This window comes from Franzmannia qiaohouensis (assembly GCF_031451695.1).
Lineage (GTDB): Bacteria > Pseudomonadota > Gammaproteobacteria > Pseudomonadales > Halomonadaceae > Franzmannia > Franzmannia qiaohouensis.
Genome location: NZ_JARWAM010000003.1, coordinates 16,511 through 37,509, shown reverse-complemented (window position 1 = coordinate 37,509; position 20,999 = coordinate 16,511). Strand labels below are relative to the sequence as shown.

Here is a 20,999-nt window from a genome sequence, read left to right as displayed (position 1 = left end):
CGCTGATACGGGTCGAAGCACCCATTCGTTATCATGCAAATGGAATAGCATATGTGGACAGATCAGGAGTCAGAAAAGGACTACCTCAATTTTGGGGAAGTATCTCAACTAGCTGTTGACATACTTACTGCAGACGGCATGTTGCCAGTCTCGGTTGGGATCTTTGGCAATTGGGGTGCTGGTAAATCCTCGCTATTGAAATTGATCGAGCAGCAGCTTGAGCAGGATAAGAGAGAATGGATTGTCATCAAGTTTGATGCCTGGCTCTATCAAGGCTATGACGACGCACGAGCAGCCCTATTGGAAGTCATTGCAACTGCGCTTACTGATGCTGCAGATGGGAACGCGAGCTTAGCCCAAAAAGCCAGAAAACTCCTTGCCCGAGTTGACGGTTTCCGGGCCATGGGGCTGCTGACTGAAGGCGCTGCACTGTTCGCCGGGATTCCCACCGGTGGTCTCATTTCTAGAAGTGTTGGCGCCTTAAGGAATGCCACTGACGGAATTCAGGATCAGGATGAATACCAGAGCCTTTGTAAAACCGGTATGGAGGCAAAGGCACAGCTCGGTGGGCTGTTAAGGCCTGAAGAGCAGAAAAGCCCGCCGCAGCAGATTGATGCCTTTCGGAAAGAGTACGGGGAGATCCTGGAAGAGCTCGGTAAGCCGCTTGTGGTTGTTATCGATAATTTGGATCGCTGCTTGCCAAGCAACGCCATTCACACGCTTGAAGCCATCCGGCTATTCCTCTTCTTAACGAATACTGCTTTTATCATCGCCGCTGATGAAGAAATGATCCGTTCATCAGTGGCCGATTACTTCAAAGGGGCGTCTGACCGGCATCAGATAGACTACTTGGACAAACTAATTCAAGTCCCTATCCGCGTACCTAAAGCCGGTGTCCGAGAGATTCGCTCTTACTTATTTATGCTTTATGCCATCGATTACCGTCTGCCCGAAGACAAACTAGAGAAACTCCGGAATGGCCTAGAGCAGGCCCTTCAGCAGTCATGGAAAGACGAGCCAATAACTCGGCAAGATGCACTCGCTCTGACAGGGGAGTCTGAGGATGGTGAACTAGCTAGGGCGCTTGCCCGAGCAGACCGTATTGCCCCTCTCCTAGCTAACTCTCCTATCATCCACGGGAACCCTAGGATCGTGAAGCGGCTGTTAAATGTTGTGAAAATGCGCTCACGGATTGCACAGCGCCGCTCAATGCCTCTAGACGAGGCGATCATCACTAAACTGGTTATTTTTGAGCGGTGTATGGGTGTAGAGGCAACTGCGGACTTGTATCGCCTGGTTGATTCCGAACATGGAACGCCAACACTGCTCAAAAACCTGGAGGAGATGGACGGTCAAATCCCCTCTGATACCCCGAAAACATGGGCAGACAATCCGACCACAAAATCTTTCTTAAAAGAGTGGGCGCAACTCGATCCGCGGCTTAGTGGGATCGACCTAAGAGCCGCAATTTACCTGTCTCGTGAAACAATGCCGATTGGCGCCTATGTGGTTGGACTGTCACCAACTGGTCGGGAAGCACTCAAGGCCCTAGTTGATACCAAAAATACCAGCTCACCTACAGCAGAAAAGTTTTTGGATACTTTGCCGCTGGAAGACCAGATCCCAGTAATGGAGGGTGTTATAACCCATCTGCGACAGTTCACCGACTGGACAAAGCAGCCGAAAGGGTTTGCGGGGGCTTGCCTGCTAGCTCGTCACTCATCCGATGCTGCCAAAATCTTGGTTAGATATCTTCAGGAAATAAATGGAGGTGAGAAATTTCCACCATGGATGACAGCGGCCCTAAAAGAAGAAAAATGGCATAAGGACAGGTAATGGGAACTTCACAATCAAGCACTGGTCCCGGGAGCGGCTCACCACTGGTACCGCCATGGGCGGATGACCAACCACAACAGTCAATACAACCACCGCAGGCAAGCAGATTTGCTCCATTCCGAACATCCCTGGGTCGTGCGGTGTCTAGCGGCAATCGAGATGATTTTAGGAAAGCTGTTGGGCACTACGCACGTAAAGCAAGTGGTGGAGGCGGAAGCGCAGCTAGGAGGATGGGAAGCGTAACCCTTGCAGGCGCAGGACTCTTTGCCGCCTTGACTGGAGCTCCTGCAGGCCCAGGTGAGACTAGTATTGATCTTGGCAGTCTCGCTGGCCTACCTTGCGAACTTGCAATTTCAGCTATATCCCAAGCTCTGACTACAGAAGACGGAGATTCGGAAAAGATCCGAGCAGCAATGAATCATGCTTTGGTTGAGGCGCTGGATGGTGTGGAGGTCTTTGATCCTCAATGTATCACCGACGATGTGATTGTTGACACTATGATTGGGTATCTGGCTGAAAGTATCTTTCTTCAGATGGTGATGGATTCAGACAAAGCCTGGAATAAAGCAGATACCCCTGCCAAAGCGATGCGGGCGGAAACGGAGCTCCGCGAGCTGGTAAAGGTTGTAGTCGACAAACATATGGCCCCTAAGCTTTCCAAGAATGTGAGAGCATTTAATCGGCAGCAAATGGTTCAAATTGAACGTCAAGCCATTATCGACTCGTGGAAAGAGTGGGAGGCTTACCAATGACGAAACTAGTATTTCATCACGATCACCTTCATCTCCCGCCTGCCAGTGATGGCTTATTACCCGTTCAGATATATGGTTTAAGCGGGAAGGGTCGAGGCGATATATCATACATCGGAAATCAGGTTATCGATAAGGTGCGGCGTCTGGGAGTACAACTACCCAGTCAAGTTATGGATTTTCTGACAATTGCTCTTGCTGTAACAGCCGCAGATACCTTTGTAAAGCGTACGGACACTGAAGATGGCTGGACTCGCCGTTTTTCCGTCCACCTTCCACTCCATGAGCCAACACGCTGGCTTCCACTTAAAAAAGATCTAGAGCGGGCTCTTCACTTCCTTAGTGGTGATATGTGGGATTTCGAATTCATCGAAGGTGGTTATCCTCCTCCAGCACCATATCACCAGAAAGACCGATTTAAGCTTATTCGGTTGAGAGATCTTGATTGTGTAAGCCTGTTCTCAGGAGGTCTAGACTCAGCCATTGGAGCAATTGACCTATTAGAAAAAGGGCGCGCCCCGCTGCTGGTAAGCCATGCATACAAGGGAGATAAAACACATCAGGACAGAATCTCACAAGTACTCAAAGGGCAGTACTCTCGCTTTGAGATAAACGCTGATCCACACTTGTGCAGCGGCAAGACTGACATCACGATGCGGACGCGAAGCCTCAACTTCCTAGCGTTTGCCGCTGCAGGCGCCTTTGCTGTGCAAGCTGTATCTCAGCAACGAACAGTTGACCTATTTGTACCTGAAAATGGTTTTATTTCATTAAATGCACCACTAACCCCCCGGCGAATCGGCACATTGAGTACGCGGACCACCCACCCATATTTTATCGAAAGCATACAGAGTCTTTTTGATGCTGTGGGTATCGCATGTCGAATTATCAATCCATATCAATTCAAAACGAAAGGGCAAATGGCCGCTGATTGTCAAAATAGAAAGTTGCTAGAAAGAGTCGTGGCCAACACGGTGTCGTGCAGTCATTGGAAGCGATCAAACCAACAATGCGGCATTTGTGTACCATGTATCATTCGCCGAGCAGCAATTCTTGCGGCAGGGATCAGTGAAAAAACTGATTACTCTTTTAACACCATAACTGGGGTTTTGAGTGAAGCCGTCCGTCGGGATGACCTACAGGCTCTCCGTATCGCCATCAAACAAAAAGCGACAAGGAATCCAGGCCCTTGGATTGTTGACAGTGGCCCACTTCCTGCCGCGACATTCGATGAATATAAAAACGTATTTCTAGATGGGCTGAGCGAGGTTGAAGCTTTCCTGAGAGCCGAAAGATCCCTATGACCGTCGATATGCATTGCCACCTCGATCTGTATTCGGAGCCATTCAACATTGCTGAAGAGTGTAGGCGAAGGGGAACATACGTATTGTCAGTGACAACCACCCCGAAAGCCTGGAATGGGACCTCCAAACTGGCTGAGGATGCCCCAAGAATCCAGACCGCCCTTGGGTTGCATCCACAACTTGCCCACCAACGTAGAAATGAGGTGGAGCTGTTTGATGCACTAATCTCTCAGGCGAGATATGTAGGGGAAGTGGGGCTGGATGGAGGAAAAGGTTTCAAGGAGCACTGGCAGGTTCAGATTTCCGTTTTCCGCCATATCCTCCGTAGCGTCCATCGTAACGGCGGAAGGATAATGTCTATACATAGCCGAGCAAGTGCAGAAGTCGTGATTGATGAAATCACAGGTATAAATGGCACGCCAATACTTCACTGGTTTACAGGAACACCTGCGCAGCTTAAAAAAGCCATTGATATCGGATGCTGGTTTTCTGTAGGTCCTGCCATGCTATTGACCAAGTCTGGCCGCCAGTTGGCATCAATGATGCCAAAAGACCGTGTCCTCACAGAGACAGACGGCCCTTTTGCAAAGAGCGATGGAAAGCTGCTTATGCCATGGGATAGCGATTTGGCCACACGCCAGCTAGCATCACTGTGGCAACTTCCAATTGAACTTGCCGAATACCAAATTAAAAGCAATCTAAAAAAACTCGCTATAACGCAATGAGCGGGACGACAGCCAGAAGGGACTGCTTGACTAGGACTTACCAAAAAGCAAGGCTCATCGGTACAGTAGCGGTACACTCATCCGTTCTGGCCACCTTCGCATAATTACGCTAAGTTACTGTCACGCAAATACTTTTGTTTTATCTGGCTTACGGTGGGCTACCCTTGATTTTGCTGGGCTTGCAGCGTTGCGTGCAAACTCATAATCCCTTGGTCGCTGGTTCGAGTCCAGCTGGGCCCACCAAGTACGCACTGCATTGATTGAGGTTCGACCCTTAGGCCACTCGTTACCACACGAGGGCACAATCAATGCGCATCATGTCTGTTATCTCCACCAAGGGCGGCGTCGGCAAGACCACCGTCACAGCCAATCTGGGCGGCCTCCTGGCCGATGCGGGCCTCAGGGTCCTGTTCATCGACCTGGACAGCCAGCCGACCCTCTCCAGCTACTACCCTCTTCGCACCGAGGCCTCCGGCGGTACCTATGAGCTGATCGCGCTCAGCGACACGGCTCCCGACCGCGTCATATCGCAAACGGCCCATCCCAACCTGGATGTGGTGATCTCCAACGATCACGCCGGCCAGCTTCCTCAGCTGCTGCTCAACGCCCCGGACGGCCGCTTCCGGCTCGCCCAGCTGCTCTCCAGCCTATCGGGCTATGACCTCGTTCTGATCGATACCCAGGGGGCACGCTCCATCACCCTGGAGATGGCGGTCCTGGCTTCCGATCATGCCCTCTCTCCCATCACCCCCGAGCTGCTCTCCGCCCGCGAGTTCGTGCGCGGCACTGTCGGCCTGCTGCGCGATCTCGAGGCGCTCAGCCAGTTCACCCACCTCTCCGTTCCCCCCGTTTCCGTACTCGTGAACCGTCTGGATGAAACCGCCGATGCGCGGGGCATTCACCAGACGCTGGCGGAGATGTTCGCCGCCGGTGAGCAGGGCGTCACCGTGATGCAGAACACCATTCGCGCCGGTGTGGCCTTCCGGCAGGCCGCCAGCGCCGGCCTGCCGGCTCACCAGTTCGAGCCGCGCAAGCCCGCCGGCCGCAAGTCGCCCGCCGCTGCCGATCAGGTCAAGGCGATGGCCTGTGAGCTCAATCCTGACTGGCAGCCGCTGATCGACACCATGGTCAGCACCACCGCCATGCAGGGAGGCTGCCACGATGAGTGCCATTGAGAATCTGGCGGTGCTGCCAGGTGTGGAAGAGCGCTCCGAGCCGGGTTACCTGCCACCGCACAGCCTGGAAGCGGAGCAGTCGGTGCTGGGCGGCCTGATGCTGGATAACGCCATGTGGGACGAGGTCGCCGACCGCCTGGCGCCGGCAATGTTCTATCAGCAGGCCCATCGCCTGGTGTTTCAGGCCATTCAGGGGCTGGCCGAGCGTGACCAGCCGATGGATGTGGTGACCGTCTCCGAAGCGCTGGAGGAGGCGCGTCAGCTGGAGCAGGTGGGAGGCCTCGCCTTCCTGGCAGAGCTGGCCCGCAATACGCCCAGCGCGGCCAATGTCGTGGCCTATGCCGAGATCGTGCGGGATCGCCATGCGCTGCGTCAGCTGATCCATACCTGCTTCACGCTGAACCAGCAGGCCCTGAACGCCCAGGGCCGTTCGGCCGCCGAGCTGATCGAGGAGGCCGAGCAGAAGCTCTTCGCCCTGACGGAGGACCGGCATGAGCGGCTGAGCTCCATGAAGGAGATGCTGGGGGAGGCCATCAACGTCATTGATCAGGCCTTCAATGCGCAGGGCGGGGTGACGGGTATCCCGAGCGGACTTAGCGAGCTGGATGCCATGACCGCGGGCTGGCAGCCCGGGGATCTCATTATCCTGGCCGGCCGCCCCTCCATGGGCAAGACCGCCATGGGGCTCGGCTTCGCGGAGCATGCGCTGACGGCAGAGGAGGTTGCCGGTCCGGTCTTTATCTTCTCCCTGGAGATGCCCGAGTCGCAGCTGATGCTGCGGTTGATCGCCAGCCTGGGCAATGTCTCCCTGCAGAAGCTGCGCACCGGAAAGATGGAGGACGAGGATTGGCCGAAGGTGACCGCTGCGGTCAATCGGCTCACCCAGCTGGAAGGGAAGCTCTTGATCGATGATGCCTCAGGCATCACCGCCTCCAGCCTTAAGGCTCGCGCACGCCGCATGACGCGCCGCTTCGGGCGCCCCTCCATGATCCTGGTGGACTACCTGCAGCTGCTTCAGGAGCCGGGCAGCGAGAACCGGACCCTCGAGGTGGGCAAGGTCAGTCGGATTCTCAAGGAGACCGCCAAGGAGCTGCGCTCTCCGGTCATTGCCCTGTCGCAGCTCAACCGCTCGCTGGAAACCCGCCCCAACAAGCGCCCCTGCATGGCCGATCTGCGTGACAGCGGTGCGCTGGAGCAGGACGCCGACGTGATCGCCTTCATCTACCGCGACGAGGTCTACCACCCCGAGAACGAAGACAGCCACGGCCTGGCCGAGCTGATCCTGGGCAAGCAGCGCAACGGGCCGACCGGCACCGTGCACCTGGCGTTCCAGGGAGAGTCGGCGCGCTTCAAACCGTTGGCGTGGCAGCACCAGGAGGGGACCCCATGAGCCAGCATCGTGTACGCACACCCGACCCCCGCTCCCGGCTCTCACAGGCCCTTGCCCAGGTCATGCACGAGACCCGCCAGCGGCAGCTCGAGGCGGAACGGGAGGGCCTGTCAGCGCTCGAGCACCTGATCCGTGTGGCCGAGGGCCATAGCGGCCAGTCCCACCATCTTCGTCGCCTCCTGCTCGGACTCTACAACGGCTACCACTGGCCCTTCGAGATGCAGCGGCTGCGGGGGCTCGATGCGGACCTGCAGGCGGATGCCCTCACGGTGATCCGGATGGCCACCTACAGCGGCCACGAGATCCACACCTTCATCGAGGGCGGTGATGCCTTGCTGAAACGCTTCTGGGAGATCGAGGAGGCCGAAGATGAGTAAGTCGTCTTCTGTAGCGCGAGGGTGCAAGGGGATGCAGCGCCTGATTCGCTATGCCGCGTCTCAGGGATGGGAGGTGCAGCGTACCAGCGGCGGTCACCTGCGGTTCAGCAAGCCGGGCTGTGCGCCGGTCTTCACCTCCTTCACCACCAAGGACCGCCGCGCCGAGCTCAATGCCCGCTCCCAGTTGCGTCGGGCGGAGTGGCAGCAGAGGTGCCGCCATGACGAGTGATGCCACTGTCATCAGCACCAGGGCGCCGCATGCCTGCGCCGCTTCTGTCAGCACCGTCACCAAGGAAGTCACCCGATGAAACGTCCTACCGACCAGCAGCTTCGCGAACGCCTGATGCAGCCGGGCCCCAAGCGTCAGGGGCAGCCCGTGGATGCCGTAACTCCTCCTGACCAGGAGATGGCCGTCTGGGTCACGCTGGACATGCTCAAGCCCTACGAGCACAACCCCCGGCAGGTCCGGAATCCCAAGTACGAGGAGATCAAGGCTTCGATCCGTGCCGCGGGTCTCAAGCACAAGCCCCCGGTGACCCAGCGGCCGGGGGAGAAGCACTACACCATCTGTGATGGCGGCAATACCCGCCTGCAGATCCTGCGCGAGCTCTTTGAGGAGACCGGCGAGTCGCGCTTCCACGCCTTCTATGCCCTGTACCGACCCTGGCAGTCGGAAGTGAAGATGCTGACAGGGCATCTCAGCGAGAACGACAACCGCGGCCAGCTGCTCTGGATCGAGCGTGCCAAGGGCGTAGTGGATGCCAAGGCGATGTACGAGGAAGAGAGCGGCGACACGCTCTCGCAGCGCGAGCTGGTCAAGCGCCTGGCCGAGGATGGCTATCAGGTTGCCCAGAGCCATATCAGCAAGATGCTCTATACCGTCGAGCATCTGCTGCCCACCCTGCCCAACACCCTTTACAGCGGCTTAGGGCGGCCACAGGTCGAGAAGCTGATCAGCTACCGGGAAGCCTGCCGACTGATCTGGGAGCGCTGCACCGAGGAGGTCGCGCCCGAGGGCTTTGCCGAGGCCTGGCACCAGACCATGGCCTGGTTCGATGACGAGGGCCAGACAGAGATGAACTGGAGCATCGTGGTGGATCGGCTGTGCGGCATGCTGGCCGACCACACCGGCGTGCACTTCAACGTCTGCGAGCTGACCCTCGATAACATCGTCACCTATCGCAAGCGGCGCTGGGACCTGGAAGAGCATCAGGCCTTCGAAGCCCTGGACGTTGAGCTGCAGCAGATGCGCGACCCCGACGCCCAGCCGCCCTCGCTTTATCCACCGCTGCCCGAGACCTCTGCCGAGCCCGCCGCGGGCGGTGCGCCGGTGGCGAAGGTGTCTGCTTCCGACTCTGGCCGTGAACCCCAATCCCAGCCCCAAGCTGAGCAGCTGCCATCGCCACGGGCCCTGGGCAGAGACGCGCTTTCCGACGACGAGAGGACAGAGAGCGCCGAGCTGCTTCGGCTGCGTGAGCAGGTTGCCGCGCTGGAGCGTGAAAAGGAGCAGCTGAGCGAATCATCGTCTCCCGTGCTGCGAGGAATCGGTGAGCCGGCGTCGGAGCCTGGCCCTGTGCCCATGGCTGCGACCCCAGAGGAGGAGGTCGACTGGCCAGAGGGGGCTGCTCGGACAGAAGCCGAGCGGGCCGCCCGCCTCGAGGGGCTGACCCAGTCCAGCTGGCAGGAGAGTCCGGGGAAGCGCGGTTACCGCCACCATCTGGCCAGCGAGCTCGGCGTGCCCAGCTTCGATTTCGAGCAGCTGGCCCCCCTGGCGGCGCCGGTGCTCTCCGGCGAAACCACCCCGCCCATTGCCGACGTCTGGTTTATCGAAGGGGTGGAGGATGAGCCCCGCTCACTGCGTATTCGTATCCGCGAGCTGGTCCAGGTGATTGCCCGCTGGGGAGGCTTCGGCGGCAGCGACGTGGTGGTCGCCGATGACGACGGCATCGGTTTCGACCTCAACCCGCTGCCGGACGCCGCCGACCGCCGTGCACGCTTCGCCTGGCAGGCGCTGGCGAGCCTGCGCGGTGAACTCAATCCCGAGTACCCCTCTGACGCCACCCTATGGGGAGCGCTGCTGGGCACCCATCGGGAAGAGGGCGATGAGAGTGCCTGGGACGATGCGGTACTGCTTCGTTTCTTCCGTCTGGTGCGGCTGATTCGCCGCCTTCGTGAACACCTGCAGGGACAACAGGAGGCCCAGTCATGAGCTCTTCATCCGCCAACCTGAACCAGGCGCTGCTCAGCCAGGTCATGGGGTTTCTTCGGGAGGGCAATATGCGCCGAGCGCTGGCCCTTGGCTTCAGTGAGGATGAGCTGCGCACCCTGCGACGGCTGAGGGCGAGCGATATCGACTCGCTGGCCTGCGCAGGGCCGGTGGTAGCGCGCTTCTCGGTGGATCATGCCGCGCTGCGCGGTGTTCTGGCGCGCATCGATCGTGACCAGGATCGTGAGACCCTGATCGACCGCTGCCTGAGGCTGGGGGCCAGCGTCAGCATGATGGGAGCCTTCTTCGGCCTGACCGGCAACGACTGCTCGACGCGTCGCCAGCTGCTGGGCATTGCGCCGCGCCAGGGGCGGCTGGCGATGCCGTCGGAGCAGGCAGAGCATGATGCCTGGGAGCGCTGGCAGCATATCGCCCTGGACCCCAAGGCGACCGACGACCTGCAGGGTATGGTCACCCTCGCCGAGGAGACCGATATCCCGCTGGCGGTGGTGTGGCACCTGATCAAGCAGTGGGTCGATCCCGGCCAGCCGCGCACGGCGCCCCCGGCCGAAGAGTGGACGTCCCCTGCGGGAGAGCGGTGATGGTGCAGCTGCGGGACGCCACTCGGCAGGGGCTGGATCGCCTGATCGGCCAGGCAGCTTCCGAGATGACCCAGCGCCGGGGAGAGCCCCCGGCGTCTGGCGCTGTGAACGGCGAGACGGAGCGGTCAGGGGAGGCTTCGTCAGGCCTCGATGGCCTGCTGTTTTTCGGGAACCCCCATGAGACCGTGCCGCGGTCTCTGCTGCTGGATCCCCGCCTCGGGCACGTCGACAAGCTTGGCTGGCAGATGATGCGCATGCTGGTCAATCCGGACCGAACCACGGCGGTGCCGACCTATGACGAGCTGCAGCCCTTGCTGCGGGGGGCGCCGGGCCAGAAGGCGTCGAGGGCCACGGTCGCCCGCGTTATCGCTGTGCTTCGCCTGACCCGCTGGGTCAGTCTCGGTCATCGGGCGCGCAACGCGCAGAACGGCCGCATTATCGGCAACGTCTATATCCTGCACGACGAGCCGCTTTCGCCTGCGGAAGCCTCGGTGCTGGATGCCGACTACGTGGAGTATGTGTGTCGCTGCCTGGATCACCAGAACAAGGTGGTCAAGGCCGTTGCTGCCATGGTGCTCGAGGAGCTCCAGGAGGCCGGGGCGCTACATGAGCTGCCGACGCGTCTCGATACCCTGGCGTCTCGGCCGAGGCAGGCCCAGTGCCGGTCGCCTGCCAAGCATGACGCTGCCCAGTTCTCCGCTGCGACTGAGCAGAAGAACCAGGGCAGGCAGCCGAGTTCTCAGCGAGAACCCGGCCGGGTGAGCCGAGAGAACTCCCCTGGTTTTCAGAGAGAACCAAGTCTGGAATCAAAGGCTTATCGGGCTGTCGAGGCAGTTCTCGATGAAAACTCGGGCAGTTCTTCCCGTACAGTACGTACTTCACACTGTGTAAAACCTACAGGTACGTCAGCCCCGAGGCTGCACTGGCCGGCGTGTCTCTCGCTGGATGGGAGTGAACGTCAGGCGACTCAACTCCTGATGTCGGGCCTATCGGGCGATACCCAGCAAGCGATTCTCGATGAGGCGGCGGGTCGTGTGAGCAGCGGTTCGGTGAGAAACCCCAAGGGCTTCCTGCGGGGGCTGATCAAGCGCGCTATCAGGGGCGAGTTCGTGGCGACCGGCTATGCCCAGACCCAGGCCGAATGCCGGGCGGGCAGCAGGACCCAGAGCGCTTCACCGGCCAAGCATCTGTCTGAACCCCGTGCCGCGGCTCAGCCATCCACGCAGGCGCCGGCGCCCACGCCACCGAGCTCCACGTCACCTGATGAGGCCCGAGCGGCCCGAGAGCAGTGCCTGCGCAAGCTGGGGCTATGGCCTGCTGGCGACAAAAACTCACTCAATAGCCATTAACAATTCCGCTGTCCCCCCCACCTCAACTGATTGACAGTGCCTGCCATACCGCAGACACACATCAGCATGAGGACGACGCGCCATGGCCGTTGATCGCCTGGGAGCACTGCGCAGCAAGATCGAACTGACGCTCCATACCCACCACGCTGCACGGATCTGGAAGGGCCGTGGGGTCGAGACGGGTCGCCCACAGATAATCGGCATGCGGCAGTTCCTGCTGATCTGCGGTGCGATCAAGCAGAACGCAGCCAAGGATGACCCCTATGCGGATCACTGGCTGCTGCAGCTGGATGCCAAACTTGCCGAGACTCGTACTCAGCTGGACCAGCGTCTCCATGAGCTCGATAGCCTGATGGCACAGCTTCCACCAGAGCTAGACGTGGAGGAGAACCTTAATCAGCAACCCTTGAAGATTCCTGTCTATACCGGCGGTCAGCATGGATGGCTCGCCCTGCGCCTGCTGATCGACTTCGACCGCTTCGTCAGGCGCGTCATGCTTGCCCACCATATCGCCCTGATTGGGCGGCGACAGATGGAGGAGTACGTCCGGGGCGGTGGCCACCTGTTGCGTAGCCTATGCGCGAGCACCCAGAAGTACCCGGGCTTCAGCGGTGCCACCCGGGACGACTTCGCCGCCAACAATGCCAAGGCCCGAGACGCCATCGAGAAGTTCGGCGCACTGCCTGACGACGTGCTCTCCGGCAAGCGGCGCAGCGAGTTTGCACCGCCGATTTCCAAGCCGGGAGAGTCCAAGGTCGCCGGTGGTGGGAGCAAGGCGGAGAGTGACCAAGCCCCTTCCGCCGAGGAGTAGCGGCTTGGCTTCCCGGAGTGATTCCACTGGAATCACCTGGGCGGTGGTGCCGGGGAGGCCTCCGGGGTGATTCCACTGGAATCACTGGGGCGGCGGTGCCGAGAGGGCTTCGGGGTGATTCCACTGGAATCACCTGGGCGGCGGTGCCGGAGGAGGTCTCCGGGGTGATTCCACTGGAATCACTTGGGCGGCGGTGCCGAGGAGGTCTGTGGTGATGTCACCGGCATCACAACAAGAGCATGAGGGGGGGCAGGGTGAGTAGCGCATCGAATAGCTATGGCAAAGACGCATTCAACAGCTACGCAAAGGGTTTTTTAAAACCCTTTAAGGGTAAGGGGGAGCTGATTCGGCTCCGTGACGAGCTGGAAGAGGCGGCAAGAGCGGCGCGGCAAGAGGCGATCGATATGGCATCTCAAGCGAATGGCGGCTTGCTGAAATCGACCGACCTCTGGCTTACCCCATGGGGTAAGTCAGGCATCCCAGCCAGAACCCTGCAGTGGCGCGATAACAGGCAGAGAAGCATGGGGCTTTGGCTGCTGGAAGCGTTCCTGTCTCGTGACGACATATCCGAGGCGATGCGGCAGTCCGTCATTGATCTCGAGGTGCAGCGCTGCGTGTTCAATGCCAAGGCGGCCACGATCAACTGGTCGATCAAGCGAATCGGCAAGGCGCTGGCCGATATCGAGCATGCTGTCTCATTTCAGCGATAACGACCAAGGAGGATACCCATGGGCACACGCTTCTACGGCGAGGGGAATATCGGCAGCGATCCGGAGGTTCGGACCTTCCCCGTGCGTGACAACCAGCCGCCCCGCACGCTGCTAAGGCTCAATGTGCGGTTCGATAACCTGGTCCCCAAGGACGGAGAGGTCGTGGATCGCGGTGGTTTCTGGGCAGACGTGGAGTGGTGGCACCGGGAAGCAGAGCGCTGGTCGCGGTTGTATCAGCGAGGGATGCGGGTCGTGGTGGTGGGCAAGATGATTCAGGACAGCTGGGAGCAGAACGGCGAGACGCGCACGGCCTTCAAGGTACAGGCTGAGCGAGTGGCCATCTTGCCTCATCGGGTAGCTCAGGTAATCATGGATACCCCCCATAGCCATCAGCAGCCGGCTGAGCAGTATGCCAGTGGCCCGGGGGCCAGCCAGGAAGGCTACGGGGACTAGCCGCTGAGTGATCATGGATGAATCAAGGAGGAGAGCGATGAAGGGAGCCAGGAGGGTGCTGTGCTGGATGGGCCTGGGTGCTGCTGCGGTGCTGGCAGCGGGCTGTACCACACAGGACCATCTCTACTCTCAAGGCCGCTGCCTGACCTGCATCAACAACCCGGTGACCGGGGAGCCGATCAACTACGATCCCGAGCAGCAGCCTGCTATCGACGAGGAGGCTGTGGCAGCCAGCAGCGGCCAGGAGGTATCGGCAAGCAGCCGGCATGGGCGTTTCAGCATGGCGTCGCCGCTGGATGTGGATACGGCCTATGCTCGGGTGCGTTCCGAGTTCGGATTCCGCTCCGAGGCGGACTTCAACCCGAACAGCAACTCTGACCAGTGGGCGATGATGGACAACGCCTGGCACTTCGATGCCACGCCCGGCGCCTTCTATCAGATGAGTGACTATGCCAGGCAGACCGTCAACGGTGCCGAGCACTCCCTGGTGCTGAAGGCACAAATCCAGCGCGACGGCAGCGGCTCTCGCATCAACGTTGAGTACCTGCCGACGACCAATGCCGGGTACGATGGTGATGCCATGGGTGAGGCGCTCGAGGAGCGTTTCCGCATGGTGCTCCGTTAGCGTAGAGAGGAGGGAATTCGGTGACATCGCCAGCACTGAGACAAGAGCGGATCGGCATTGGCCACGCGGCTCAGCTGCTGGGCGTCCGTGTGACCGAGCTCAAGGATGCCCTTCGGCATGGCCGCGATTTGCGCGGCCATGCGCCACCCCAGCCCATTGTCAGAGGCGCCGGCTCATCCGGCACTCAGATGCTGTTTTTCCTGGGCGACGTGATGGACGTCGCCGAGCTGATGGCTAACCCCTGAAGACGGCGGTGCAAAGCCCTATCGCTGATGTTCCCTTTCTTGCTTCGCTCCCTCTCACTGCCTTGCCATGCTGCCCTCCACGCTTATGAGGGAGGTGTGCCAATGCGTCTATTCCTGTGCGAGAAGCCTTCGCAGGCCCGAGATATTGCCCGCGTGATTGGTGCCGGCCAGCGCAGCGAGGGATTCCTGAAGGGCGAGGGGTGTGTCGTGACCTGGGGGTTCGGGCACCTGCTCGAGCAGGCCCCGCCGGAGCAGTACGACCCGGCGCTCAAGCGCTGGTCGCTGGAAGCGCTGCCGATTCTGCCTTCGACCTGGAAGGTGGAGATCAAGAAGAGCGGCCGCAAGCAGTTCGGAGTGGTGAAGAAGCTGCTGGGCCAGGCGAGTGAAGTGGTGGTTGCCACCGATGCCGACCGCGAAGGGGAAACCATCGCCCGCGAAATCTTGGATTACTGCGGCTATCGGGGGAAGGTCGCCCGCCTGTGGCTCTCGGCCCTGGATGATGCCTCGATCCGCAAGGCTCTGGCCGACATCAGGCCAGGCGAGGCGACATACCCGCTGTATCTGGCTGGGCTCGGGCGTAGCCGGGCCGATTGGCTGGTCGGGATGAATCTAACCCGGGCCTATACGGTGCTGGCCCAGCGACAGGGCCATCAGGGAGTGCTCTCGGTGGGACGTGTACAGACGCCTGCGCTGCGCCTGGTCGTGGATCGCGACCGGGAGATTGCCAACTTCGTTCCCCAGCCCTTCTGGGAAGTCGTGGCGCATCTGCAGGCGTCGGGCGGGACCTTTCAGGCGAAGTGGCAGCCGAGTGATGCCTCGATCCAGGACGCCGTGGGGCCCTGCGTCAGCGAGGAAGCCGCCCGATCATTGGCTCAGCGGGCGACTGGGCAGCAGGGACGTGTCAGCCACCTCGAGACGAGTCGCAAGAAGGAGGCGGCGCCACTGGTGATGGATCTCTCATCGCTGCAGCAGGAAGCGTCGCGCCGCTTTGGTTACGGTGCCCAGCAGGTACTGGACATCGCCCAGGCACTCTACGAAGTCCATAAGGCGACCAGCTATCCCCGTACTGACTGCCGGTATCTGCCGGAGTCGCAGCGCGAGGATGCCGAGCGCATCGTGACGTTGCTGCTGCGCTCGGATGAGGCGCTGTCGGCGCTTCGCCAGCGCCTGGACACGAGCCGCAAGAGCCGTGTCTGGAACGACAGCAAGATTACTGCCCACCACGGCATCAACCCGACGGCAGCCTGTGACCTGACCAAGTTGAGCGATGCCGAACGCAACGTCTACGACCTGATTCGTCGCCACTACCTGGCCCAGTTTCTGCCGGCTCATGAGTACGATCGGACCGATCTGCGAGTGGACCTGGAGGGCGAAGCGTTTGTGGCCTCAGGGCGGCAGGTGCGTGTGGAAGGGTGGCGCGAACTCTTTCCCCGGTCGGCGGTTGGAGAGGAGGGTGAAGAGGAGCGGGAAGCGTTCCCGCTGCCGTCGCTGAGCGAGGGGGAGTGCTGCCAGGCTGGTCAGCTTGAGGTGCTGGCCAAGCAGACGACACCGCCCAAGCCCTTCACCGAGGGCACCCTGGTCGCCGCCATGAAGCATGCCGCTCGGTTCGTGAAAGACGAGCGCCTGAAGGCGCGTCTCAAGGAGACAGCTGGGATCGGCACCGAGGCAACGCGAGCCGGCATCATCGAGACCCTGCTGAAGCGGGGCTTCATCAAGCGGCAGAAGCGTGCCCTGGTCTCGACGCCGACCGGTCAGCAGCTGATCGATGCGCTGCCTACCGTCATCACCAATCCCGGCATGACGGCGCTCTGGGAACAGGCGTTGGATGACGTAGCGGCAGGGCGCCTGGCGCTGCAAGAGTTCATGGGCCGTCAGGCCGGCATGGTGGAGAAGCTGGTGCAGCATGCGCGAGAGTCTACGGTGACGATGCCTCAGCCAAAGAACAAGACGCCAGGAAAAGGCGCCGGAAGCCGGCGCAGGGCGTCATCATCTTGACCCTAAGAGGGGTAGGCTCAATAATGAGAGCCGTACCCCGTTGGTTGCTGACGGTCATCACGCAACGCCCTTTGAGCGCTAACGCTCAATCCCCCAAAGCGACAGCGCCTCGCGAGACTGTCGCGTCCCATTCCCTACCTTTGAAGCCAGAGCCACTGACTTCATTGCTTCCACCGGGATACGAGGCTCCTTTATCTCAGGCCAGCTTGGTTGGTTGGCCACCTCTCTCATACGACGACCGGCCTGCCGGCTACCTTGATCCAGGGTAGCGGCCAGGCCGGTTGACGTTTCCACGCTGGAAACGCCTGCCCTTCTGCGGAGCCCGCCGCATCACCAACGGGAGCCCTTTGTACAGGGATCTGTGCTTGATCGACCGAATGCGTCCGCGAAGAGATTCGGGTGCCACCGTGAGCGAAGCATGGCAACGAGGGACATGCCTTGGCTCCAGTTGCATGGCGGACATCCTGGTACTTGTCGATACGGCGACGACCCTGTTGATGCCCTCTATGGTCTTCAATCCCAAGACGTGGCGTGCCGCGTCTTGCGAGTGGGGATATCGAGGAGACGCTGCCGAAGCAGTGAGCAGCCTCCCAGCGGGCAAGTGCCGCCGCTGGCGGCCCGGTGGTCTCGACCGGCTCCAACCGAGACACCCCAGGCACCCAGGCGTTTCAAGGGTGCGCCGCTTGGCGGTACGCCATCTCCCAAGGCCTCGCGCATCCCGAGACGAGGCCGCCCATTCGGGCTGGATGCCACTGCGATTACCACCCATTCGGGGAGATGCCTCCCCAGGGGGCGGACCCCCTGGAACCTGGAGGAAGGCCTCATGGCCACGATTGTCGACGACCATGTCATGGTCTGTGACGACTGCCTGATGATCATCGCCAATGACGATGCCACCGGGCTGGATCACTTCCTGGATGAGGAGAGCGCTGCCGCCCGTGAAAGGGAGGTGCGTGATTCCATCTACGCAGCGCAGCGCGACGGGAACACCCTCGTCGTCGGCGATAGCGAGCACGACGAAGCGTTCTCGACCTCATCCTGCGACTGCTGCCACACCCACCTGGCGGGCGCTCGGCACCACTGCGTGCTGATGGGCTGAGCCAGCGTCTGAAACCACCCCTTGCCCACCCGGGAAGCCACTCGACTTCCCAGAGGGGGCGAGTGTCTTCCGGGCGCACACTGCAACCCACCGAGGAGACACTCCATGACGAACTCCACTCACCAGAGTGCCACCACTGGCTTCTTCGACCTGCATATCACCGGCCTTGGCTATCTCAACCGCATCCGAGAGGTCAGGCCGAAGCGTGGAGACGCGTTCTGGGCCTGCGATATCGCCGCCCTCAACGGCCCCGCTGACGATGTGGGCTATACCCGCTTCGACTGCCGGATCAGCGGCCGTGAGGCTGAAGCGCTCGTCAAACGCTGCCGCCAGGCGGTATATCAGGGCCGCAAGGTGCTGGTGGGCTTCAAGCTGGGCGACCTCTGGACGGACACCTTCGTCTACTCCAGAGGCGACAAGGCTGGCCAGACCGGCGTCAGTCTCAAGGCGCGCCTGCTGTTCATCAGCTGGATCAAGGTGAACGGCGAGATGGTTTACCAGGCGCCCCGCCGCGACGAGCAGACTGCTGGTAATGACAGACCCGCTGCCTCAGCGGAGTCGTCTAAAACCGGCAAGGGCTACGCCGCTGCCCAAGTAGTAGACGCGGTCGGCGCCTTTGACTCGTCGACCATGCACTGATCCACAGCGTTTCCATTCACCCACCCTGTCGGGGAGTCGCCTCCCCAACGGGTAGGTGTCTCTCCCGACATATCAACAAGGAGAGCACCGTGAAATCCATCACATCCAAGCTGGCCCGACTGCGTTCACTTGAGGTGGTAGCCAGGCCACTACCTACCGAGATGCGCCACTGGCAGCAACAGGCTCGGGTACCGGCGCTGCTCTGGCTGACCTATCGTGCGTTCTGCGTCATTGGCAGCCTGCCAGCCGGTCGACGCTTCGTTTGGCTGCTGCTCGGCGCAGTGAGCCTTCTGGGGCTGACGCAGGCACTCGGCATTGATCTCTCATGGCCATCGCTGGTGATGGGAGAGCTAATCGGTGCCGTGTCGTTCAAGGCCTGGCATCAGGAGACGCTCTGGCTCGGAACCGAGGCGCGTGAAGATGCCGACGAGTGCCGGAGGTCATCATGAGTCGCCACGACGACCCGGATGGCAGCATCCGGCTCATCCTGACTCACGGGGGTAAATGGCCAGGCCTGCCCCTCGACTAACCACATTACTCATCGCCACCCAGCCGGGGAAATGCCTCCCCGCTGGGAAGGTTCTCCCCGGAGTTGTCATGAACGGGAGAACCACGATGGAACACTTTGTCCCCAACCCCTATGCGGTCGAAGGTGCGCTGATTCGGGAGACGGTGCTGCGCGAGCAGTTTCGTCTCACGGTGCATGGCACGCGCTGGGAGTATGACGATACCGCTCCCTCGGACCCCTGGTTCGAGGAGACAACCGTCATCGACGCTGGCAGCTTTGCGACGGTCACCGAGATCGTCCATGCAGAGCCCGACCTTCTGGCGCATATCGGCCCGGAGGTCATGCTGTCTCACGCCGAGGTGCGAGACCGGTACGGTCGCCTTGTGGCAGCAGCGCGCTTTACGACGGGTGCCTTCGAGTGGCTCATGCCGCCCACCGTTCAGGAAGCGTCTGCGCTACGCGAGCGCGAGCAGGCACTGGAGCAGCGGGCCAGAGAGGAGATTGCCCTGGCCGATAATTTCAGTTCAGCGCGCTGGCTTCGCGAGCGGGCGGCAGGCCTGCGGCTGCAGCTGGCTCTGGACCACTACTATCGACCCTATGTGCGCCGAGAGCTCGAGGCGCTCAGCGTCATGCCAAGACACTGACGATTCCCAACCCTGAAAAACGCCCCACCCCGGGGCGTTTTTCCTTTCTCCGCCTGATTACGCTTTCCAATCGACCCGCCCCCGCAAACCCGAGAACCTCCTGCCTCAACGCCATTGAATGGACTCCCTTGAGGCAACGCATGCTCAACCTTCCCACCCTCTCGACGGCTGCGCTGATCGCCACCACGCTGCTGGCGGGCTGTGCCCATCAGCCGCCACAGGCTACCGAGCCCTCGAACGCCAACCCTCTCGTGCTCTCGCTGCCGTACTTCGACGTCGATGGCGAGAGGCATCGGGCCGTGGTCACCGGCCCCAACCCGCCGACGACCGAGGCCGTGACTCCGGACATCTACAGCGATGAGCTGCCTTCCGTCGAGGTGATTCGCACCGGGCGCTATCAGCTGGTGGCCACTCAGGCCTCACTGGGGCAGCGCTATCTCCTGGAGCAGACCATCGACGTGCGCATTCCGGCATCCATGACCACCACCGTGGAGGACGCGCTGCATCACACCTTGCGCCATACCGGCTATTCGCTCTGCCCCGCACCCGGTCCCGCCCAGCACACCCTCTACCGCAAGCCGCTGCCGGCGGCCCACTACCGGCTGGGTCCCATGCCGCTGCGCGAAGCCCTCCAGGTGCTGGGCGGTGACGCCTGGGAGCTGGAGGTCGACCCCGTCGCCAGAGAGGTCTGCTACCAGGTGCGGGATATTCGCTATGCGCCGGGGCACGGCGACGACAGCCGTGACGAGCGCAGCGAAGCGGTGGCGGAGGTGAGCGATGCGTGAGCCTACCGAGCTGTCGCCCGACCACAAGCCGACGGAGCCGCAGCATCGCCCCAAGCACGGGGCAGGGAAGGGCGGCAGGAAGACCCTCTACGGCCTGCTGGCGGTCAGCCTGGCCGGTGCCGTGGTGTCAGGGGCGCTGCTGTTGAGGCCGGCGCCTGAGGAGGTGCCGATGGAATCCCTGGTGCAGTCCCAGGTGCAGCAGGCGTTGGTACCGCTGGAGGAGGCACTCGCCCGAGTGGAATCACAGCAGGCGGCGCTGGAGCAGCGCCTGACGGAGCTGCTACAGCGTCTCGAACGGGCCGAGCAGCGAGGGGAGGAGAATGCCGCCGGCATCACGGCCACACGGGCTCAGCTGGAGAGGCTGGACCAGTTCGGGCCCCGCCTGTCTGAGCTTTCCGAGGCGCTGAGCCGCCTGGATAGCGAGCTCAACCTGCGCGTCACCGCCCAGAACGAGCAGATCCAGACGCTGGAAGAGCGCCTCGAGCAGAGCCGGCAGGCGGCGTCACGCCCGGCACCTGCCCGCCAGGCGCCGCGGCCAGCGGCCCCGCCGTCGCCCCCGTTCCAGGTCACCGGCGTCGAGTCCCGGGGCGGGCGCCCCTACGTTGGTGTTTCGCCCAACGGCCTGTCGAGCCTGCGGGATATCCGGCTGCTGGGCGTCGGGGATCGCCAGGATGGCTGGGAGCTGACCAGTATCCGCAGCACTCACGCCGTCTTCAGCCGCAACGGCCGCTCCGCCAACATCCAGATTCCCTGAGCCCACCGGAGATCCTGC

General features: G+C 61.2%; 23 protein-coding genes. All 23 read left to right on the top strand.

Going from position 1 to position 20,999, the window contains the following annotated elements:
- Nucleotides 1-51 precede the first annotated feature (51 nt).
- The 23 genes from QC821_RS04365 (at nt 52) to QC821_RS04255 (ending at nt 20,981) form a co-directional block, all read left to right on the top strand.
- Entirely contained in the window at nt 52-1,836 is a 1,785-nt protein-coding gene (locus tag QC821_RS04365) for a KAP family P-loop NTPase fold protein (protein WP_309717507.1), read from the top strand.
- Between the two features lie 230 nt (nt 1,837-2,066).
- Nucleotides 2,067-2,588 (top strand): hypothetical protein, encoded by a 522-nt coding sequence (locus tag QC821_RS04360; RefSeq protein ID WP_309717506.1) that lies wholly within the window; start codon nt 2,067-2,069, stop codon nt 2,586-2,588.
- Complete coding sequence (gene qatC, locus QC821_RS04355) at nt 2,585-3,889, top strand: Qat anti-phage system QueC-like protein QatC (protein WP_309717503.1); 1,305 nt, start codon at nt 2,585-2,587, stop codon at nt 3,887-3,889. The genes QC821_RS04360 and qatC overlap by 4 nt, the downstream gene beginning before the upstream one ends.
- Nucleotides 3,886-4,614 (top strand): Qat anti-phage system TatD family nuclease QatD, encoded by a 729-nt coding sequence (gene qatD / locus QC821_RS04350; protein WP_309717500.1) that lies wholly within the window; start codon nt 3,886-3,888, stop codon nt 4,612-4,614. The genes qatC and qatD overlap by 4 nt, the downstream gene beginning before the upstream one ends.
- A 308-nt stretch (nt 4,615-4,922) precedes the next feature.
- On the top strand, nt 4,923-5,789 hold the full coding sequence (locus QC821_RS04345) for a ParA family protein (protein WP_089684762.1): 867 nt from the start codon (nt 4,923-4,925) through the stop codon (nt 5,787-5,789).
- Complete coding sequence (gene dnaB, locus QC821_RS04340; RefSeq protein ID WP_089684760.1) at nt 5,776-7,179, top strand: replicative DNA helicase; 1,404 nt, start codon at nt 5,776-5,778, stop codon at nt 7,177-7,179. The genes QC821_RS04345 and dnaB overlap by 14 nt, the downstream gene beginning before the upstream one ends.
- Nucleotides 7,176-7,556, top strand: coding sequence for a DUF7673 family protein (locus tag QC821_RS04335; protein ID WP_089684758.1), 381 nt, complete (start codon nt 7,176-7,178; stop codon nt 7,554-7,556). Before dnaB ends, QC821_RS04335 begins: the two co-directional genes overlap by 4 nt.
- Nucleotides 7,549-7,785, top strand: a complete 237-nt coding sequence (locus tag QC821_RS04330; protein WP_089684756.1) for a type II toxin-antitoxin system HicA family toxin — start codon at nt 7,549-7,551, stop codon at nt 7,783-7,785. The genes QC821_RS04335 and QC821_RS04330 overlap by 8 nt, the downstream gene beginning before the upstream one ends.
- A 75-nt stretch (nt 7,786-7,860) precedes the next feature.
- Nucleotides 7,861-9,765, top strand: coding sequence for a ParB family protein (locus QC821_RS04325; protein WP_089684754.1), 1,905 nt, complete (start codon nt 7,861-7,863; stop codon nt 9,763-9,765).
- On the top strand, nt 9,762-10,364 hold the full coding sequence (locus tag QC821_RS04320) for a DUF2857 domain-containing protein (RefSeq protein WP_089684752.1): 603 nt from the start codon (nt 9,762-9,764) through the stop codon (nt 10,362-10,364). The genes QC821_RS04325 and QC821_RS04320 overlap by 4 nt, the downstream gene beginning before the upstream one ends.
- Entirely contained in the window at nt 10,364-11,713 is a 1,350-nt protein-coding gene (locus tag QC821_RS04315; RefSeq protein WP_089684750.1) for an STY4528 family pathogenicity island replication protein, read from the top strand. The genes QC821_RS04320 and QC821_RS04315 overlap by 1 nt, the downstream gene beginning before the upstream one ends.
- 82 nt (nt 11,714-11,795) lie before the next feature.
- Nucleotides 11,796-12,524: a PFL_4669 family integrating conjugative element protein gene (locus QC821_RS04310; RefSeq protein ID WP_089684748.1), complete on the top strand. Its 729-nt coding sequence runs from the start codon at nt 11,796-11,798 to the stop codon at nt 12,522-12,524.
- A 254-nt stretch (nt 12,525-12,778) separates the two neighbouring features.
- The gene (locus QC821_RS04305) at nt 12,779-13,234 is read left to right on the top strand and encodes a DUF3158 family protein (RefSeq protein ID WP_176761484.1); all 456 of its coding nucleotides are present in this window, start codon (nt 12,779-12,781) and stop codon (nt 13,232-13,234) included.
- Between the two features lie 18 nt (nt 13,235-13,252).
- Nucleotides 13,253-13,687: a single-stranded DNA-binding protein gene (locus QC821_RS04300; RefSeq protein ID WP_089684744.1), complete on the top strand. Its 435-nt coding sequence runs from the start codon at nt 13,253-13,255 to the stop codon at nt 13,685-13,687.
- 37 nt (nt 13,688-13,724) lie between these two features.
- A complete protein-coding gene (locus tag QC821_RS04295) occupies nt 13,725-14,312 on the top strand; it encodes a hypothetical protein (RefSeq protein WP_143005083.1) in 588 nt (195 codons plus the stop codon).
- A gap of 20 nt (nt 14,313-14,332) precedes the next feature.
- Nucleotides 14,333-14,557 carry a hypothetical protein gene (locus QC821_RS04290; RefSeq protein WP_089684740.1) on the top strand — a complete coding sequence of 75 codons (225 nt, stop codon included), beginning with the start codon at nt 14,333-14,335 and terminating at the stop codon, nt 14,555-14,557.
- A gap of 102 nt (nt 14,558-14,659) precedes the next feature.
- Nucleotides 14,660-16,552, top strand: a complete 1,893-nt coding sequence (locus QC821_RS04285; protein ID WP_309717478.1) for a DNA topoisomerase III — start codon at nt 14,660-14,662, stop codon at nt 16,550-16,552.
- An 823-nt stretch (nt 16,553-17,375) separates the two neighbouring features.
- On the top strand, nt 17,376-17,651 hold the full coding sequence (locus QC821_RS04280; protein WP_299313364.1) for a hypothetical protein: 276 nt from the start codon (nt 17,376-17,378) through the stop codon (nt 17,649-17,651).
- Nucleotides 17,652-17,756: 105 nt separating this feature from the next.
- Complete coding sequence (locus tag QC821_RS04275; RefSeq protein ID WP_309717476.1) at nt 17,757-18,290, top strand: STY4534 family ICE replication protein; 534 nt, start codon at nt 17,757-17,759, stop codon at nt 18,288-18,290.
- Between the two features lie 89 nt (nt 18,291-18,379).
- Complete coding sequence (locus QC821_RS04270; RefSeq protein ID WP_309717475.1) at nt 18,380-18,739, top strand: hypothetical protein; 360 nt, start codon at nt 18,380-18,382, stop codon at nt 18,737-18,739.
- A 166-nt stretch (nt 18,740-18,905) separates the two neighbouring features.
- Nucleotides 18,906-19,442, top strand: coding sequence for a hypothetical protein (locus QC821_RS04265; RefSeq protein ID WP_309717473.1), 537 nt, complete (start codon nt 18,906-18,908; stop codon nt 19,440-19,442).
- 140 nt (nt 19,443-19,582) lie between these two features.
- Complete coding sequence (pilL2, locus tag QC821_RS04260) at nt 19,583-20,227, top strand: PFGI-1 class ICE element type IV pilus protein PilL2 (RefSeq protein ID WP_309717470.1); 645 nt, start codon at nt 19,583-19,585, stop codon at nt 20,225-20,227.
- The gene (locus QC821_RS04255) at nt 20,220-20,981 is read left to right on the top strand and encodes a hypothetical protein (RefSeq protein WP_309717467.1); all 762 of its coding nucleotides are present in this window, start codon (nt 20,220-20,222) and stop codon (nt 20,979-20,981) included. Before pilL2 ends, QC821_RS04255 begins: the two co-directional genes overlap by 8 nt.
- Nucleotides 20,982-20,999: the final 18 nt, after the last annotated feature.

What these genes read in the sequence shown, in the direction of transcription:
- QC821_RS04365 (WP_309717507.1), top strand. Translation starts at nt 52, where the DNA reads ATGTGGACAGATCAGGAGTCAGAAAAGGACTACCTCAATTTTGGGGAA.
- QC821_RS04360 (WP_309717506.1), top strand. Translation starts at nt 2,067, where the DNA reads ATGGGAAGCGTAACCCTTGCAGGCGCAGGACTCTTTGCCGCCTTGACT.
- qatC (WP_309717503.1), top strand. Translation starts at nt 2,585, where the DNA reads ATGACGAAACTAGTATTTCATCACGATCACCTTCATCTCCCGCCTGCC.
- qatD (WP_309717500.1), top strand. Translation starts at nt 3,886, where the DNA reads ATGACCGTCGATATGCATTGCCACCTCGATCTGTATTCGGAGCCATTC.
- QC821_RS04345 (WP_089684762.1), top strand. Translation starts at nt 4,923, where the DNA reads ATGCGCATCATGTCTGTTATCTCCACCAAGGGCGGCGTCGGCAAGACC.
- dnaB (WP_089684760.1), top strand. Translation starts at nt 5,776, where the DNA reads ATGAGTGCCATTGAGAATCTGGCGGTGCTGCCAGGTGTGGAAGAGCGC.
- QC821_RS04335 (WP_089684758.1), top strand. Translation starts at nt 7,176, where the DNA reads ATGAGCCAGCATCGTGTACGCACACCCGACCCCCGCTCCCGGCTCTCA.
- QC821_RS04330 (WP_089684756.1), top strand. Translation starts at nt 7,549, where the DNA reads ATGAGTAAGTCGTCTTCTGTAGCGCGAGGGTGCAAGGGGATGCAGCGC.
- QC821_RS04325 (WP_089684754.1), top strand. Translation starts at nt 7,861, where the DNA reads ATGAAACGTCCTACCGACCAGCAGCTTCGCGAACGCCTGATGCAGCCG.
- QC821_RS04320 (WP_089684752.1), top strand. Translation starts at nt 9,762, where the DNA reads ATGAGCTCTTCATCCGCCAACCTGAACCAGGCGCTGCTCAGCCAGGTC.
- QC821_RS04315 (WP_089684750.1), top strand. Translation starts at nt 10,364, where the DNA reads ATGGTGCAGCTGCGGGACGCCACTCGGCAGGGGCTGGATCGCCTGATC.
- QC821_RS04310 (WP_089684748.1), top strand. Translation starts at nt 11,796, where the DNA reads ATGGCCGTTGATCGCCTGGGAGCACTGCGCAGCAAGATCGAACTGACG.
- QC821_RS04300 (WP_089684744.1), top strand. Translation starts at nt 13,253, where the DNA reads ATGGGCACACGCTTCTACGGCGAGGGGAATATCGGCAGCGATCCGGAG.
- QC821_RS04295 (WP_143005083.1), top strand. Translation starts at nt 13,725, where the DNA reads ATGAAGGGAGCCAGGAGGGTGCTGTGCTGGATGGGCCTGGGTGCTGCT.
- QC821_RS04285 (WP_309717478.1), top strand. Translation starts at nt 14,660, where the DNA reads ATGCGTCTATTCCTGTGCGAGAAGCCTTCGCAGGCCCGAGATATTGCC.
- QC821_RS04280 (WP_299313364.1), top strand. Translation starts at nt 17,376, where the DNA reads ATGGCCACGATTGTCGACGACCATGTCATGGTCTGTGACGACTGCCTG.
- QC821_RS04275 (WP_309717476.1), top strand. Translation starts at nt 17,757, where the DNA reads ATGACGAACTCCACTCACCAGAGTGCCACCACTGGCTTCTTCGACCTG.
- QC821_RS04265 (WP_309717473.1), top strand. Translation starts at nt 18,906, where the DNA reads ATGGAACACTTTGTCCCCAACCCCTATGCGGTCGAAGGTGCGCTGATT.
- pilL2 (WP_309717470.1), top strand. Translation starts at nt 19,583, where the DNA reads ATGCTCAACCTTCCCACCCTCTCGACGGCTGCGCTGATCGCCACCACG.
- QC821_RS04255 (WP_309717467.1), top strand. Translation starts at nt 20,220, where the DNA reads ATGCGTGAGCCTACCGAGCTGTCGCCCGACCACAAGCCGACGGAGCCG.